The 15126-nt window shown below is 59.0% G+C and carries 16 protein-coding genes and 1 tRNA gene; 4 read left to right on the forward strand and 13 right to left on the reverse strand.

The window, feature by feature from the left end:
- Window positions 1-24: 24 nt before the first annotated feature.
- The 4 genes from V1278_RS21845 to V1278_RS21860 all read right to left on the reverse strand — a co-directional run bounded on the left by V1278_RS21845 (window position 25) and on the right by V1278_RS21860 (window position 3016).
- Window positions 25-435, reverse strand: coding sequence for a DUF2304 domain-containing protein (locus tag V1278_RS21845; RefSeq protein ID WP_334382158.1), 411 nt, complete (start codon window positions 433-435; stop codon window positions 25-27).
- On the reverse strand, window positions 432-1121 hold the full coding sequence (locus tag V1278_RS21850) for a glycosyltransferase family 2 protein (RefSeq protein ID WP_334382159.1): 690 nt from the start codon (window positions 1119-1121) through the stop codon (window positions 432-434). Before V1278_RS21850 ends, V1278_RS21845 begins: the two co-directional genes overlap by 4 nt.
- A complete protein-coding gene (locus V1278_RS21855; RefSeq protein WP_334382160.1) occupies window positions 1118-1984 on the reverse strand; it encodes a class I SAM-dependent methyltransferase in 867 nt (288 codons plus the stop codon). Before V1278_RS21855 ends, V1278_RS21850 begins: the two co-directional genes overlap by 4 nt.
- 837 nt (window positions 1985-2821) lie before the next feature.
- Window positions 2822-3016, reverse strand: a complete 195-nt coding sequence (locus V1278_RS21860; protein WP_334362773.1) for a hypothetical protein — start codon at window positions 3014-3016, stop codon at window positions 2822-2824.
- A 365-nt stretch (window positions 3017-3381) separates the two neighbouring features.
- Between V1278_RS21860 and V1278_RS37010 the strand changes: the two genes are divergently transcribed.
- Window positions 3382-3864 carry a DUF6894 family protein gene (locus V1278_RS37010; RefSeq protein WP_442893748.1) on the forward strand — a complete coding sequence of 161 codons (483 nt, stop codon included), beginning with the start codon at window positions 3382-3384 and terminating at the stop codon, window positions 3862-3864.
- Window positions 3865-3897: 33 nt separating this feature from the next.
- Here V1278_RS37010 and V1278_RS21865 read toward each other — a convergent pair whose 3' ends face one another.
- Entirely contained in the window at window positions 3898-4131 is a 234-nt protein-coding gene (locus tag V1278_RS21865; RefSeq protein ID WP_334382161.1) for a hypothetical protein, read from the reverse strand.
- Window positions 4132-4575: 444 nt separating this feature from the next.
- On the opposite strand from V1278_RS21865, the gene V1278_RS21870 reads away from it, so the two are divergent.
- On the forward strand, window positions 4576-4746 hold the full coding sequence (locus tag V1278_RS21870) for a hypothetical protein (RefSeq protein WP_334362771.1): 171 nt from the start codon (window positions 4576-4578) through the stop codon (window positions 4744-4746).
- 306 nt (window positions 4747-5052) lie between these two features.
- Here V1278_RS21870 and V1278_RS21875 read toward each other — a convergent pair whose 3' ends face one another.
- The 3 genes from V1278_RS21875 to V1278_RS21885 form a co-directional block, all read right to left on the reverse strand.
- Complete coding sequence (locus V1278_RS21875; protein WP_334362770.1) at window positions 5053-5196, reverse strand: hypothetical protein; 144 nt, start codon at window positions 5194-5196, stop codon at window positions 5053-5055.
- Window positions 5197-5366: 170 nt separating this feature from the next.
- A complete protein-coding gene (locus V1278_RS21880) occupies window positions 5367-5600 on the reverse strand; it encodes a hypothetical protein (RefSeq protein WP_334362769.1) in 234 nt (77 codons plus the stop codon).
- 723 nt (window positions 5601-6323) lie between these two features.
- On the reverse strand, window positions 6324-7115 hold the full coding sequence (locus V1278_RS21885) for a hypothetical protein (protein WP_334382162.1): 792 nt from the start codon (window positions 7113-7115) through the stop codon (window positions 6324-6326).
- A gap of 619 nt (window positions 7116-7734) precedes the next feature.
- Here V1278_RS21885 and V1278_RS21890 point away from each other — a divergent pair.
- On the forward strand, window positions 7735-8661 hold the full coding sequence (locus V1278_RS21890) for a sialate O-acetylesterase (protein WP_334382163.1): 927 nt from the start codon (window positions 7735-7737) through the stop codon (window positions 8659-8661).
- Window positions 8662-8666: 5 nt separating this feature from the next.
- Here V1278_RS21890 and V1278_RS21895 read toward each other — a convergent pair whose 3' ends face one another.
- Window positions 8667-8795 (reverse strand): hypothetical protein, encoded by a 129-nt coding sequence (locus V1278_RS21895; protein WP_334382164.1) that lies wholly within the window; start codon window positions 8793-8795, stop codon window positions 8667-8669.
- Window positions 8796-10040: 1245 nt separating this feature from the next.
- The gene (locus V1278_RS21900) at window positions 10041-10232 is read right to left on the reverse strand and encodes a hypothetical protein (protein ID WP_156908450.1); all 192 of its coding nucleotides are present in this window, start codon (window positions 10230-10232) and stop codon (window positions 10041-10043) included.
- A gap of 587 nt (window positions 10233-10819) precedes the next feature.
- Between V1278_RS21900 and V1278_RS21905 the strand changes: the two genes are divergently transcribed.
- Window positions 10820-11053: a hypothetical protein gene (locus V1278_RS21905; protein WP_334382165.1), complete on the forward strand. Its 234-nt coding sequence runs from the start codon at window positions 10820-10822 to the stop codon at window positions 11051-11053.
- A 287-nt stretch (window positions 11054-11340) separates the two neighbouring features.
- On the opposite strand, the gene V1278_RS21910 is transcribed toward V1278_RS21905, so the two are convergent.
- The 3 genes from V1278_RS21910 to V1278_RS21920 form a co-directional block, all read right to left on the reverse strand.
- Window positions 11341-11416 (reverse strand) — tRNA-Lys (locus tag V1278_RS21910).
- Window positions 11417-11563: 147 nt separating this feature from the next.
- Window positions 11564-14242: a glycosyltransferase gene (locus tag V1278_RS21915; protein WP_334382166.1), complete on the reverse strand. Its 2679-nt coding sequence runs from the start codon at window positions 14240-14242 to the stop codon at window positions 11564-11566.
- 215 nt (window positions 14243-14457) lie between these two features.
- Entirely contained in the window at window positions 14458-15027 is a 570-nt protein-coding gene (locus V1278_RS21920; RefSeq protein WP_334362761.1) for a beta-1-3, beta-1-6-glucan biosynthesis protein, read from the reverse strand.
- Window positions 15028-15126 lie beyond the last annotated feature (99 nt).

The raw sequence follows: 15126 nt of genomic DNA on the forward strand, positions 1-15126 counted from the left end.
CCGGGCGTGACTTGACAATGGGATCTATTTCTTCGCCTGCAATTCGATCGGGGGCGCCTCGGCCTTTCGGCCCAACATGACCGGCCGCCGTTTTCGCGGCGGGCCTGCCTCACGCCGGCTCTCCTTGGCGCGATTGATCGCGACGGCGCGCGCCAGACGCGTGATCATATCGAGCTGGAGCCGCAACTTGAGATGCAAGTTGAGCATGATGAGCAGGCTGATCACGACCCAGGTGTAGACGATGAGGTCGGAGCCGCGGCCGATTCCCACGAAGGCCGCAAGCGCGGTGGCATGCTCCGGCACCCAGACGAAGTAGAGGCCGGCGAGCGCGGCGCCGCTCGCGAGCGGGCCGATGATCGGCACTGTCCGATGCTCCGACCAGGCGTAGACCAGAACCAACGCCAGAAAGGCGGTCAACAATAGCTGCGCGATCATCGGTAGAGCCTCCGCGCAAACAGATCGATCAGGATGGCCAGCGCATCGGTGATGCGTTGACCCTTGGCCAGCGAATAGGCGCTGTACTCGATGTTCACCGGCACCTCGACAAAGCGCAGGCGGCTCTGCGCGATCTGGTGCAGGATCTCGGACGCGTGCGCCATTCGGTTCTGTCGCAAGGAGATCGCGCGGGCGCCGCGCGCGGTCATCGCCCGTAGGCCGTTGTGGGTATCGGTGACCGGCAGTCCGGTGCTCGCGCGCGTGAACCAAAGCGCGGTGCTGAGCAGGATACGGCGCGACACCGGCAGATTTGCCGTCGCGCCGGCGAGAAAGCGGCTGCCGAGCGCGAAATCGATGCCGGGCTGCTCGATCGCCGCGAGCAGCGCCGCGATGGCCACGGGGGAATGCTGGCCGTCGGCGTCGAACGTGACGAGCGCATCCGCACGCTGCTCGAGGGCGTAGTCGATACCGGTCTGCAGCGCGGCGCCCTGTCCGAGGTTGACCGGATGCCGGACGACGACCGCGCCTGCGAGCAACGCGACGTCGCCGGTCCGGTCACTGGAGCCATCATCGACCACGACGACCGCGTATCCGGCGCGGCGAATACCGGACACGACGCTGCCAACCACCGGCGCTTCATTGTACGCCGCAACAACGACCCAGGGATTGCGAATCCGGCCGGTCATGGTGGCGCCTTGCTCAAGACCACGCGCATCGCGTCAAACAGGTTCACCGGAATGGCGAACCGGTTGCCGGTCGGGCTGGCCGCGAACTTGCGACCGAGCATGCGACCGACCTGGAAGGCGATCAGCGAGAACGGCACGAATTTCCAGGGGTAATCGGAACTCTCGACGCGAAGGCCGACCGAATGGGCCAGAGACGCGATGCTGGCGCGATTGAAGAACCACAGGTGCTGGGGAGGCGTCATCAGGCGCCAGTGCGCGCCGGTCGACCGCGCCGCCAAGGAACCGAAGTCTCCGGTCGTCAGCACGATGATTCCGTCCGGCCGGAGATGGTCCGCGAGTAGGGCGAGGGCTTCCTGCGGATCGGGCAGATGCTCAATGACGTCGAGGAGGACGATAACATCCAGGGTGCCAAGCGACTCGAGAGTCGCTTCGTTCAGCAGGCCGCAGATGACGTTCAAGCCGAGATCGCCAGCATGGGCAGCAGCCTGGCCCGCCGGCTCGATGCCGCGCACCTCAAATCCCGCGCGGCGAGCTTCATCGAGAAAGAAGCCGTAGGCGCAACCGATCTCGAGCAGGCGGCCCCGTGGCTTGCGGTGCTGGATGAACTCGACCGTGCGGGCGAACTCGCGCCGTAGCACGGGTTCGGCGCCGCGATAATCGGCGTAGCCGTCGGACTGACGGCCGGAAAAGTAGCCGTCGTCATAATAGGCGAGGGGATCGAAGCTCGATGCCTCGGTGCGTCCCAGTCCACAGTCCCGACATTGAAAGATGTCGCAACCGTTCTTGACGTAAAGAAACCGATGTGGCGTCGCCCGACTGCACGCGGGACACTTAAGCGTAAACGCAGCGCGGTCGTTTCGCATCAGCACATGCGTCCCCAACGACGTTTCTCCAGCGCGAAAAAAACGCCTCCGATGCCGAACTGTTCCGCTTGGCGAACAGCCACGGGGTCGCAGGTTGCTTTCCTGTGTCTGGACTTCGAATATTGACCCTTTCGGCGTCCGACCGTGACCCTGGTCAGAGTCTTATTTCGACAATGCTTCAGATGGTTAGGTGCAACGCGCAGGGGTCAACCTTGGACACCGATTGGTGTGGGCAGAGCGCGCCGATTCACACGTGGCATCGTATAATGCGGCGCGGATGCCCGCGACGGCTGAGGGCGCGCGAATGCGGAGCGCTGCCGCAGTCCTGTTCAGAGGATGGCGCTCAATTGCGTTGTTCACCGCTCTGTTGACCATTCGACAGATATTGCCAGATTGTCCGCCTGTATGAGAGCGTAAGACGGGGTACCCGCTACCCTGTCTGGTTGTTTGAAAGTGGGGGAATACTTTGTATGGCCTGACCCTGCGCTGGGACCATTTTTATTCACCACAGACAGCTCTTATGACGGGCTACGCGGTCAGGATCGTTTTCTTCAGTGCATTGAGACTGAGCCTCTCTCCCATATCTCTTCTCTGAAGTTTCTTCGCGAGCAATAATTCAAATGGTTTCATGATCGCCAGGGTGCGTCATGCGGAGTGAGTGGGAGTCAATGTCGATTGAAAAAATGTTCGAGCTGCACCAACCGATGCAGTCAGTTTTTCCGCGAAGAACTGCTCGCCAAAAGGGCAGCGCTAGAAGATCGATTTCATCAGTTCAACCAGCCGCGGAGCGATTTAGCAAGCGCGAAGCCCACTCGGCGGGTGAAGCCGTCGATCTAACTAAACCGCCAATCGAGATTCGGTGTAAGAAGCGGTGTCGCTCGGTGAAGGTCGGGGGCGCCTTTGCGCCGTTGACGCTTGCAGCGCCTCTGCAAGACGGACCGCTTCTCTGAGCTTTTGAAGTTCGGCCATGCGGTGGGAAAGATCGAGGTCTATTTGCGAGAGACGCTGCTCAGATAAAATAAACTGATTCATCTTTTAATCCTCTCACCAACGCACCACTCAGAACCTTGCAGGTTATTCCCGTGGGCGCGTGAAGGTCTGCCCGCTTTGTTACACATGGCTGGACAAATATGAGCGAAAGCATGTATGGCGGCTCGAAATGGCTGGACGCCCAAATAAACATGGTTCCGAAGCGTCATATAATATGATTAAACAGCTCCCTTTCATATTGCTGCCCCTTAAATGGTGGAATTAATATTTTCATTCCGAAAAGAGAGCGCTCGCGATGACGATCGCGAGCAGATCGAAGACCGGCGCCAGTTCCTAATCTCAGCTGGTCGTTTGCAGCCGTGACGCCCCCGCAATTACGCTGCTGCTTTCAACTGCTCTGACCTCGGATGCAATCGCGCATACGGGTGGCGGGCCAAGGGGCAACAACGGCTACGAACGGCAAAGACGAAAAAGTATCGGTGATCCAGGGCCTTATCCTGAGGGCAACTGGAACTCCTAGGCATCCCCGGGGCCTCGTTCTTTTTCGCCGCGTGCTTGTGCGCGTGAACAACTTCCGATTTTCCAGTTCTACCTTTGGGGCGGAGGCGGTGCCGACGCCGCGCTACCACTTTGACTTGAGAGAGGGCGACGATCTCGCCCCCGACGACGAAGGACTGGAACTTCTTGGCAGTGAGCGGGTGCAGGAAGAGGCCGCCCGCTCACTAGCCGACATGGCACGGGACGCGATCAGAAAGAACGACGCCGGGGCGGGGCACCAAATGGCAATCGAAGTCCGTGACGACGACGGTTCTGCAGGTGAAGTTGCCGATTGTGGGGTGTGGCCGAGGACGAGCAATAGGCGACCATGTGTCGGATCCGCCTTGCGGTAGACCAATAACTTTCCGAATAGGCGGCCGATTGGTCTATGGACTCCGAAGATGTTGCTCGATCAGTTCGCGAGCGGCCTCGAACACGTCTGGCGAGGAAGTCACGGTCTGGTTAGTCTCAAGCATCAAAAGTGCCTGCTCGTAGATCTCATGGCCTTCCTCGGCGGTAATGAGATTATTGCGGACCATCGACTGAAGCATTGCCGCTTGCATGGCGCCGGCCATTAGGCTTGACGCTATGGCCAACTCGAGCGCAGAGAGCTCCTTCATCAAACGCCCCTGTGCAAAGTCAAACAAGTTGACACGTGGTAGAAACTTGCGGGGCAACCGAGTGGTTCCTAGGCGATCATTTGGCGCCTTCCACCCAAGCTACAAGCGGCGGAACTAGTTTCATTGTCCGCCCTCATGTTCACCGCTCGTTGACTATTCGGCAGACATTGCCAGATTTTCCCGTATATTTGGGAGCGCCAGACGGGTACCCACTACGCTGTCTGGCTGACTGGAATGGGAGTACTCCGATGGCCCTGGCGCGATCCCCGCGCCAGGGCCATTTTTCTTCACGTTTGCCAGCTTAGGGCGCGCGGTCAGGTTCTCGAACCGTAGATCCTAATTTAATACTTTCTGTGCGTTGCGACTGAGCCTCCCTCCCATATCTCTGAAGTTTCGACATCGTGAGCAACAATCAATTGCTTTTCGTGATCGCGGAGACGCGTCATGCCTAGTGAGTGGGAGTCAATGTCGATTGAAGAACTGTTCGAGCTTCACCAACTGATGCAGTCAGTTCTTCGTGAAAAATTGACCGCCAGGAAGAAGCTGCTGGAAGATCGAATACGTCAACTCAACCAGCCGTCCGATAGTGACGGCGGGAAGGATCGCCGGCCTTAATCGGCAACATAGTCGTCGATCTTTCGCGATACGCTCGCTCCGCGCGCAGGGCTGCCTCTTTTTGTCGAACCAGTTCCCGCAGAGTCGCGAGCTCCGCAAACTTTCGGAGTATCTCAGTGTTATCTTTGTCTAATTGATACAGGTAGTAGCTTGGAATTTGGACTTTAGCCCTCATCAGCCCCTCCTACGCTCACCCTGCACCCAGTGATCGAAGGATACCACTCTCGCGATGATAAGTTCCTAAGTCGTTGCCTATTTATCCTGACGTGGACAGGGGCTGCTTGCGGAACCTGCTGCAGATGCTGTTCACTCCAGAACCTCATACTCGAAGGCCACGCCTTCGGGATCATTTTCCTCGAACCAGCTTTCCGCGACGGTGGTGGTGAAGACCTTGACGTGCTCTGGGTTGCCAACCTGCTTGGTCGTGTTGACGTAGACAAAAACGGTCAATGGTCTCTCCACAGCTTGATGGCCGCAGACCTTGTATGCATCTAAAGAAAACGGCACCAGCGCTGCGGAAGAAGCCGGGGCTGCCTTCTTCCGGGTTGGGGTTGGGCAGCTGGTCCCCAGAACTGGTTGGCTCAAAAAGTCGTCTGATATCGGCGGTCGATACTCGCTACCTAGCGATACTTGTCAGGCTTGCCGTTTGGGCTGCCGTCGCCGCCGCCGTTGCCGTTGCCGTTGTTGCCTTTCGGCCCCCAATGGCCGTTCGCGCCAGAATGCGCGACCGCATCGGAGGTGAGAGAGGTCGATAGCAGCAGCGTTATTGCTGGGGGTGTTACGGCTGCAAACCTGCCAGCCGAAATCAGAAATTTCCGGCGGTCTTCGGTCTCTTGTTGCTCGCGGTCATCCATGACTGCCTCCGAACCGGCAATTTAGATGAGAGTTATCCTGATTTAATTTGAGATGATAATAATATTTAATTCAAATCACTGTCTGCCCGTTGGGCGACACTTGGAGGAAATTTGACACCCCAGCGTGATCGAAGGGCGGCCTGACGTCGGCGCCACGCTTGTTTGGGAGCACTGCATCGCACACACAATTGTTCCCGAAAAGTCACACCAGGCGGGGAACTCTTCGCGCAGAAAAGGCTTGGTGTTGGCAACTTCTGGTCAAACTGATGTTCTGGTCAAACTGAAGGTTAAAATTAGTTTCCTGATGTTAGTTGGTGAGTGGAAATTTGGGAAAGATCCATGACCACTTTGCAAGCGATAGCATTTGGAGCCAATGCTCGCGTGGACGCCATCGCTCATTATCCTGGCAGTTTCACTATGGGACGTTCGCGAGCTTGAGGGGATGGAATAGTCGGCCGGTTTGCCGAGTTCGGTACCGTCAATCTCGTACGTCAATCTCTGTGAATTCCCGCGGCCCCGGTTCGCGCTCCTGCATAAAGGCCGGCTATCTTCGTGCCTGTCACACCCAGTCAGTTCAGCGCGAAACGCACTTCATGGATTGTCGACCCAGGCTCTTGCATCTGCCGGCGCAATCACGCGCTGGACGGGAGATGCCAATGTCATGCGAACAACTGCAATGCTGCGCTACCTCTCATCACGTCGCAGAAAGGAAGGTAGACGGCATTAGCGCACTGACCACGGCCATGCTAATGGCGATTGCTGTTTTTGGGCTTGCGGTCGGGCTGCGGTTGGCGACGGCTTTTGCGCCTGGGCGACATTGGCCGACTGCCGCGGACGCGGCAGTGGTATCTCGGGCATTGCCCTTGGCTGTTCGGGGCTTACCTTTGGCTCTGCAGGCATCACCGTTGGCTCAGAAGCGTTGGCGATGACGAGGGCGAGTTGTTCCTGGCTTGCGTTGAGCCGCTCGGTGAGCGTTTGGCTTTCGCGCGCCATCTGGATCTGGGTCGCTTTGACCTGCTCGATGATACTGTTGTTGCGTGCCATTTCTTGATGGCTCGCCTTGAGTTGGCTCGCGACATTTTCATTGTCGCGGACCAGTTGTTCTTGCCTAACATTGAGCTGTTCTACCGCTTGCCTCAAGGCAGCGAGATCGCGCGTCATCGGTTGGAGTTGCTGCGCCAAGTCGGAAGACATGGCGACGGCAGTCGGCGCTGCGTCTTTGACGGCTCCCGGCGCGGCCTCTGACAGAGGTGCTGGATCCGAGGGGGCGATCATCGCTGTATGAGCGGAGGAGGACAACCACCAAGTAGCGCCACCAACGGATGCTGTCACGAGAGAGCCGACGAAAACCACATAGCGCCAACCCGCCGATCGATGAATCGTTGCCCGCGGGGCGCGAGACGTCTTCATGGTGGTCGGCGGGGCCGAAGGATGCACTCCGGCTTCGCTTAGCAGGTTCGAAAGACAACTCTCGATCTGCCCTTCCACGAACTTGTTGTCCGGCGTGGAAACCATTTTGGTACTCCGTGTCAAATGCAATGGCACCCGCCACCGCGCATCTGCGCTACGACGAACTAACATTTCGACGGGACGGTTTTGAGCCTACGAAGCTTCCAAGGGATGAGCATTCAACTACACGTCACGTCGTCTTTTTCTAATTCACCCGGAACTGTACCGGCGCAATTAACGCAACCGGGAAGGCGGAACTATGTTCACGGCCGGAGAACTACGGAAGGAGTCCTGACCCTTCGCAGTTCCGGCGCCAGCGAAAGGCCTCCTTCCCGGTCAACAGGATGGTGATCAGGCGCGGCCTTTGCTCCCCTTGATCATGGGAGCCTCATCTGCATCGACTATGCCAGTCGGGGCGCTCTGCCGCTGCGCGAACGATATCGAGACCGGCGCAGCGCGAGTAGCAGAGGCCGCTGGCAAAGCGCTTGACCGGAGATTGATATGCGCGCCCGTGAGGGCACCAGCTGGAGGTGGCTCAAAGTCACGCGAAGAGCAAAATGACGGCCGCAACTGTGGTGTCCCGCTCGGGCGTCAGAATAACGCACCGCTGGCCAAGGTCCTTTTCGCGCCATCAATCTTTGCGCTAATTGCCCAAAACGCTGAGCCAAATTTTCAGGTGTTCTGAATGCAGATGTCGCCCGTGAGGCTTTTGTTAGCAATTCTTGTCCTGACCGCGACGTACTTGTTTGGAGCGTATAGCGCTCGCCAGCAATTATTTCCGTTTCCGTTTTTGCAGGCGCTGAAGGCTGGCGTCGCGGGCAGGACGGCTCCTGAAGACCTCTACACGTTTGATCAAACGGGACGGCTCGTTTCGGGCGATCAGAAGAAAGCTGTCACCTGCCCGGAGCAGACGAGCCGTACAGCCGTTCTGCTGCTGATCGGGCAGTCCAACGCTGGAAATCACGGGGGGCAACGGTTCCGCTCGGAACACGGAGAGAAGGTTGTGAATTTTTTCGATGGACGATGCTATGTCGCCGCGTCGCCCCTGCTGGGATCCGACGGCATCGGCGGTGAGTATTGGACCCAGCTCGGCAATCCTCTGCTGGAACGCGGATCGTTCGACCAAGTCGTACTGGCTCCCGTGTCCATAAGCGGCTCTGAGGTCTCTCGTTGGGGGCCGGGCGGCGATTTGAACGCAATCATGACCGACACCGCGAGCCATCTGCAGCGGCAAGGGTATCTTGTGACGCACGTACTCTGGGTGCAAGGTGAGATCGACTACGTGAAGGGAACGAGCGAGAAGGACTACCGCGACCGCTTCTTGTCGCTGGTTAACTCGTTGAGATCTTATAACGTAGCGGCGCCGGTATACATTGGCATAGCGACAAAGTGCTTGGGAGCAACAAATGGAGGAACGCGCTCCCACTCTCCCGACAACGCCGTCGCGCGCGCTCAACTGGCGCTCCCTGAGCCCGGTGCCAATCTGAGAAGCGGAGTTAATTCAGACGCCCTGCTTGACGATTTGGATCGATACGACGATTGCCATTTCGGCTCATCGGGAGAACAGAAGGTCGCCAAAGCCTGGGCAGACTTGCTCTCAAACGCGCCGTGAGCACCTCACGCGCCCGCAAAACTCATGCGGCCGGTTTCCATCTGGATGGCGCGACCACAGATGCAATGCACAAGTATCTTGGTGGCGCCGCTTTCGCGCACGTCGCCGAAGGGGATTTTCTGTTCGCGCTGCATCGCACGCACAATTGTACCAGGAAAGTCAGACCAAGCGGGCAACTGTTCGCATCACATAAAATGCCTTCATATCGTCATCGACAAATCAAAATTCGAGCTGTCAACACTAATGGTCGCGGGTTGGAGTTTGGGGAACGATCCATGACCACTTTGCAAGCGATAGCATTTGGAGCCATGCTCGCGTGGACGCCATCGCTCATTATCCTGGCAGTTTCACTATGGGACGTTCGCGAGCTTGAGGGGATGGAATAGTCGGCCGGTTTGCCGAGTTCGGTACCGTCAATCTCGTACGTCAATCTCTATGAATTCGCTGTCCTTCAAAACAGCTTGAGTCGATATGGCTCATTATCGTGGGCGCGTCATGAAGAGCGCCTTGACGGATCGATGAGCTGTTTGCGCCGTGCAACATGTCCTCAGCGCGAAGCTGAGGCTAAGAAAGACCGAGCTCGAGCGCAAGTTGCAGGCACTCAATATGGCGTCGAGCGATGCCGGGCCGGCGAAGTCTCGCAGTTCCTGGTGCGCTCAGTTTGCCGCGCAGCTCGTTGCTCGGGGATGCGCGACGACTGCAGGGGCGATAGGCTCTTGGTGCCGTATCGCCTCCACAATCCGTATTGCCTCTCTGAGTGTCCGGATCTCGGCCATCCGGTTTTGAAGATCGGTCGAGATCTGCAAAAGAAGGTGCTCTGCCTTTTTAAATGACTGTCCCATTGAAATACTCCTGCCCATCAACAAACTATATCGGCAATAATGGGAGGCCGGCCTCGAATCGCGTGCCGTACGTCCCCTTGCTGGCACCGTATTTTGTACGGTGGATGGTAGGCCGGCTTTGTTTCAGTTTTTCGTCAGTTTTGGAAAAGGTTTCGTGGCCTGTTGTCTTGGAAAAGGACGCCGCCGGTATCAAAATACATGCCCGGCGGCGTTTCCGTCCTAAACTGGGTCGCTTAAATCCCCAGCGGCACCTAGGCAGCAGAAACCATGCCAGTCACCCATACGGTGTGACGCCGGCTTTGCTGGCGCAGATGCGCAGGCTTCCTTCACCGGGTGCGGTCGGCCGGTCGCTGATCAATTCGCGCGTGCGGGCTTACGACCGCAAAAAGGTCCTGATCACCGCTGGCAACGAAGTGACGCCACATGCCGGTAATCTCGAACCATTTTTCCGGGGCGTCCTCGCTCGCAAACCTTGTCACCAACTTGATTGCTTGTGCGGACAAGTGGAGGCTGGAGCCTGCAGGAGTGCCTTACTTTTTAGCTGACAATCTCCCTGACCTTGATGCCGCGCAAGGCCTCGATGCAGTCAGCCACCAAATGCAAGAACTCTTGCCGCTTTATGCGCTTCACCTGACGCCCTTCCATATTAATTAGAATGAACCTCGCCATGTCGTGGGCGACTTCAAACTGCGATTTGCCGGTAACCTCAACGTCTATTCTCTCAGCCATTTCGCTCTCCGCTAGTTGTAATTGGAAGGCAGCGGTTTACTCCAAGACCTCATACTCAAAGGCTACGCCTTCAGGATCGTTTTCCTCAAACCACCTTTCTGCGGCGTCCACATTGGCAAACCCCTTGATGTGCTCGGGATCTCCACCTGCTTGCTGGTATTGACGTAGACAAAAACGGTCATTGGTCTCTCTTCAGCTTGCGCTTGCCCCAATGATGAGTTTTGCGATCGGGATTAAAAACCCGCTCGACGTGACGGTTCAACGCCCGCATGACGCCGATCCGGGCCAGCATCGTGGCCGCCGTTCTCTGCAACGAGGATCAGCGCCTCCATGGCGGCCTGCCATTCTGGCGCGGAGTGCTCAGCCTTCGATAGCTTCGTGATGTAGCTGGCGGCTTCTTTCAAGGTGAGGAGGCGCCGGCCATCCGGGAGCGGTATTGGATCCTCAAACGAGGCGGACCAAGGCACGGAAATGACTTCTTTCAATTGTTTGGGGCGGTGCTCTGACAGACCACCGTTACTAATGGCTTGCTTAAATGTTCATGTGTTGTTCTTGTCGGGAAAATCTGGCAGTTCAGGGGATGTAGCATGCCCGGTATCGACTTTTACCGAGCCGAAATCGACCACATGCAGGTCCAGGTCGGAAGACAGCGTAAGGAGATCCTGCAGCTTCAGCGTGCCGGCATTTCCACTGCATCGGCCGAGCTGCTGCTCACGAGGATGCTGGCGAAGATCGAGGGGCTGTGCACCGAGTGGGATCTGCTCAAAGCAGGGCAGGGCGGTCCAACAAAAGGGCGCGTGCTCGGCGGCCGGAGTTGGTGATGCCGGAGCCGCTGCAGTGGTCCGACGAGAAAGGCGACAGCTCTCCATGGCTCAGAGCGCTGGCCGAACTGCGCCAGCGGGCTGCGCGTGAAGGTTACGCTATCAACACGTCCAGGCGATCACAGTCGCGATCGATCAGTACGCAGAGAAGGCGCTGGGCAATCGCGATTGCTTCCTGAACAAGCCGTACGGGTCGGCTAACCACCCAAAACGGGGCAGCACGACCTCCGCGCTTGCTGATGTCCGAAAGCAGAGGTGTGAAATGACCTACAAGTATTTGATTCTATTGGTGAGCGCGGAGGGACTCGAACCCTCGACCCCATGATTAAAAGTCACGTGCTCTACCGCCTGAGCTACGCGCTCACTCGCCGCGCTGTGTAGGGGGCGGGCCCCTGCGGGTCAATAGCACAAGCACGGCAAATTCGTGGTCTGCTTGATCCCAATTCTCTTTAGGTAGCTAAAGGTTAGTTCGGCTTCTTCAACCACCCGTCGCCAATCGATCCACGGCGGTTAGTTGACCTCCCGGCGAATCTCGGAGGCGACCGGCTGGGACTGGGTGTTGACCGTCGGCAGGGTGACCGGGCGCAGCCCGATCAGTTCCGCCGTCCGCACCGCGCTGTTACGCCAGAAAGCGAAGGAATTGATACGGGAGTTTTCCAAAAGCGCGATCGCGACCGCCGCGAGGAACGGCAGGCTTTGCAGCACCAGCACGCCCGCGAAGATATAGATCTCGCGCACTTCCTTGTAGCCGTTGGTGACGACCAGAACGGCGGCGCCGATCAGCAGCAGCACGCCGATCACGGCCTCCCAGAACGCCTGGAATTCGATCGACATCCGCGACAGACCGCCCTTGGAGGTGCGGGCAAAGGCGAGGTGCTCGGTGATCAGGCCCTGGGCCACCGCGCGCGACACCGTCCACTGTACGCTCATCGCCGCTATCATGGCGCCCAGCATCTGGCCGGCCTTGATCTTCACCCGCAAGCGGTAGAGCGCGACGAAATGGATCAGCGAGACTGCGAAGGAGGCGATGATCGGCAGCGTCAGGATCTTGTCGGGAATGGCGATGTCGGCAAACGCCACGATCGGCACCCAGATCAGGTTGAGGATCGCCACGACGACGCCCAAGCTTTCGGCCCCTAGCCAGTTCAGCCAGCCCAGCGAGAATTCGCGGCGCTGGTCCGGCGTCAGCCGGCTGGCGCCGGGCAGGAAACGCCGCCAGTGCTTCTTGACGATCTGGAAGCCGCCATAGGCCCAGCGATGCCGCTGCTTCTTGAACGCCTCATAGGTGTCGGGCAGGAGGCCCTCGCCATAGCGGACATTGGTGTAATGCGTCAGCCAGCCCTGCTGCTGGATGGTCAGGCCGAGATCGGTATCCTCGCAGATGGTGTCGCTGGACCAGCCTCCGGCCATGTCCATCGCGGAACGGCGGATCAGGCACATCGTGCCGTGCACGATGATCGAGTTGAACTCGTTGCGCTGAACCATGCCGATGTCGAAGAACCCGGCATATTCGCCGTTCATGATGTAGTGCATCAGCGAGCGGTCGCCGTCGCGGTGCTCCTGCGGCGCCTGCACCAGGCCGACGCGCGCGTCGGCGAACACCGGCACGAGATCCTTCAGCCAGTCCGGATGCACGACATAGTCGGCGTCGATGATGCCGATGATCTCGGCATCCGCCGCGGTGCGCTCCATGGCGATGCGAAGCGCGCCGGCCTTGAAGCCCTGCACCTTCTCGGCATTGATGAACTTGAAGCGTTCGCCGAGCGCACGGCAGTGATCCTGGATCGGCCGCCAGAATTCCGGGTCGGGCGTGTTGTTGATGATGCAGACGCATTCGAAATTCGGATAGTCGAGCCGCGACACCGCATCCAGCGTCTGCTTCAGCATCTCGACCGGCTCGTAGTAAGCGGGGATGTGAATCGAAACCTTCGGGAAGGCGACGCTCTCGCCGATGGTGGCGGGCGCTAGCGGCGCGCTCTTGGTAATCAGCCGGCGCGGCCCGCGGCCGAAGGCAATCGCCGCGATTTCGTCGATGCGCGCCATCGCGATCAGGATCAGCGGAACCAGCAGGATCAGGCCAAGCGTCAGCGCAAAGGCCGAGCCGAACACGAAATAATGCCCGGCCCAGTAGGCGAACACGGTGGAAACCCAGGCGCCGACGCCGTTCGCTGCCGCTGAAAGCAGCAGCGCCTGCATGATTGTCGGCTGCTCGAGCCGCAGGATCGGCAGCGACATCAGGATGCCCATCAGCAGCGCGATCGCGGCGAGCTTCCAATAGTTCTCGTTCACGATCGGACCGGTCCACGCGAATTTCGGTTCGCGATTGGCATCGAGGATGCCCCAATAGGGGCCGACGCCGCCTTCGAAGAATTTCCAGGGCTGATCGATCGCCTCGACGATGTTGTAGTCGATGCCGATCGCTTCCGCGCGGGTGACGAAATTACGCAGCACCGAGGCCTGTTCGAACGGGCCGGGCTCGGCGTTCCTCAAATTGTATCCGGCGCTCGGCCAGCCGAACTCGGCAATCACGATCCGTTTGCCGGGAAACTGATCGCGCAAGAGCTGGAACATGGCCACCGCCTGATCGACGGCTTGCTTGTCGGTGAAGTTCTCCCAATAGGGCAGCACGTGCGCGGCGATGAAATCGACAGAGGACGCCAGTTCCGGATTGTCGCGCCAGATGTTCCAGATCTCACCGGTCGTCACGGGAACGTTGACGGATTTCTTGACCTGCTTGATCAGGTCGACCAAGTCGTTGATCTTCTGCTCGCCGCGGAAAATCGTTTCGTTGCCGACGACGATTCCGTTAACGTTGCTGTTGCGCTTGGCGAGGTTGATCGCCGCCTCGATCTCGCGCTTGTTGCGATCGGAATTCTTGTCGATCCAGGCGCCGACGGTGACCTTCAGGCCGAATTCGGCAGCGATCGGCGGCACCAGTTCGACGCCACCGGTCGAGGAGTAGAGACGAATCGCGCGCGTGATCGTCGAGAGCTTCTTCAGGTCGGCGCGGATCTTTTCGATCTGCGGAATATTGTCGACGTCGGGATGCGCCGAACCCTCGAACGGCGCGTACGAGACGCTCGGCAAAATGCCCCTGAAATCGGGCGCCGATTGCTTTTCCTGGAAGAGGCCCCACAGCCCGGCGTGAGCTGCGGTTACAAACAGCAGAACGGCAACGATGGCGCGCATCGGGGGCTAAACCATACGGGGCTGCAATTTATGGGAAGCGAACCTGTCCCCTAGGTTCGACCGACACGGCGGCATCATAAGGATAGTCCTGCCCTGCGTTTTCACAACTGGTATGACGCCATGACTTTTTTAAGGACGGCGCCTTAAGGGCGTGACGAATCCAAACGCCGGATAAATAGGATCGTTCCGCTGAACGTATCCTGAATGCCGGACGTCTATTTCGCCTGCGGGCTAGGCGCGGCGCTGGGGGCCGGCGAGGGCGAAGCGGCCGGCGCAGGCGTCGCATTGCCGGCGGTCGCAGGCGCCGGGTTGGCTGCTGCGGCAGCCTGCGGCTGGGCGCCCGGATTGATCCAGCAGACGTGGATGCGGCTGTCGAGCGTCTCCGCCACCTTGGGATCGATCTGTCCGCCAAAGCGGGTCAGGCAGCGGAAGGTGGCCTGGACATGCCCGCCGGGGCAGCCGAACCGGTCATAGAGATCGAGGTGCCGGAACGCGGTATCCAGATCGTCTCGCCACATCAGGCGAACCACCCGGCGGCCGAGCCAGACGCATTCGGGATTCCCGGCCGGGCCGTTGATCGCCTGGGCTGCCTCGACGAATTCGTCGGTCTTGCGCTGGTTGTCCTTGCTGGCGTCGGCGGCACTGGCCGGCGCCTTGCCTTGATCCTGCGGGGTCGGGCTGCCGCTCTGGGCAAACGCCCCGCCCGATCCGATCAGGAGGGCCAGGCCGGCAGCGGCAAAGCGCCTCAAAACCGCAACTCTTGGATCAAGCACCCGTCGACGCATACATTCCCCGATCAATTTCCTGCCGCGAGCGGCTGGTGTGGTGTTCTGGCTTGTTGCCGCCCAAATAGGTCCCCAATGCGGCGGAAACATCCGGCGATT

This window comes from Bradyrhizobium sp. AZCC 1577, assembly GCF_036924575.1.
Taxonomy (GTDB): domain Bacteria; phylum Pseudomonadota; class Alphaproteobacteria; order Rhizobiales; family Xanthobacteraceae; genus Bradyrhizobium.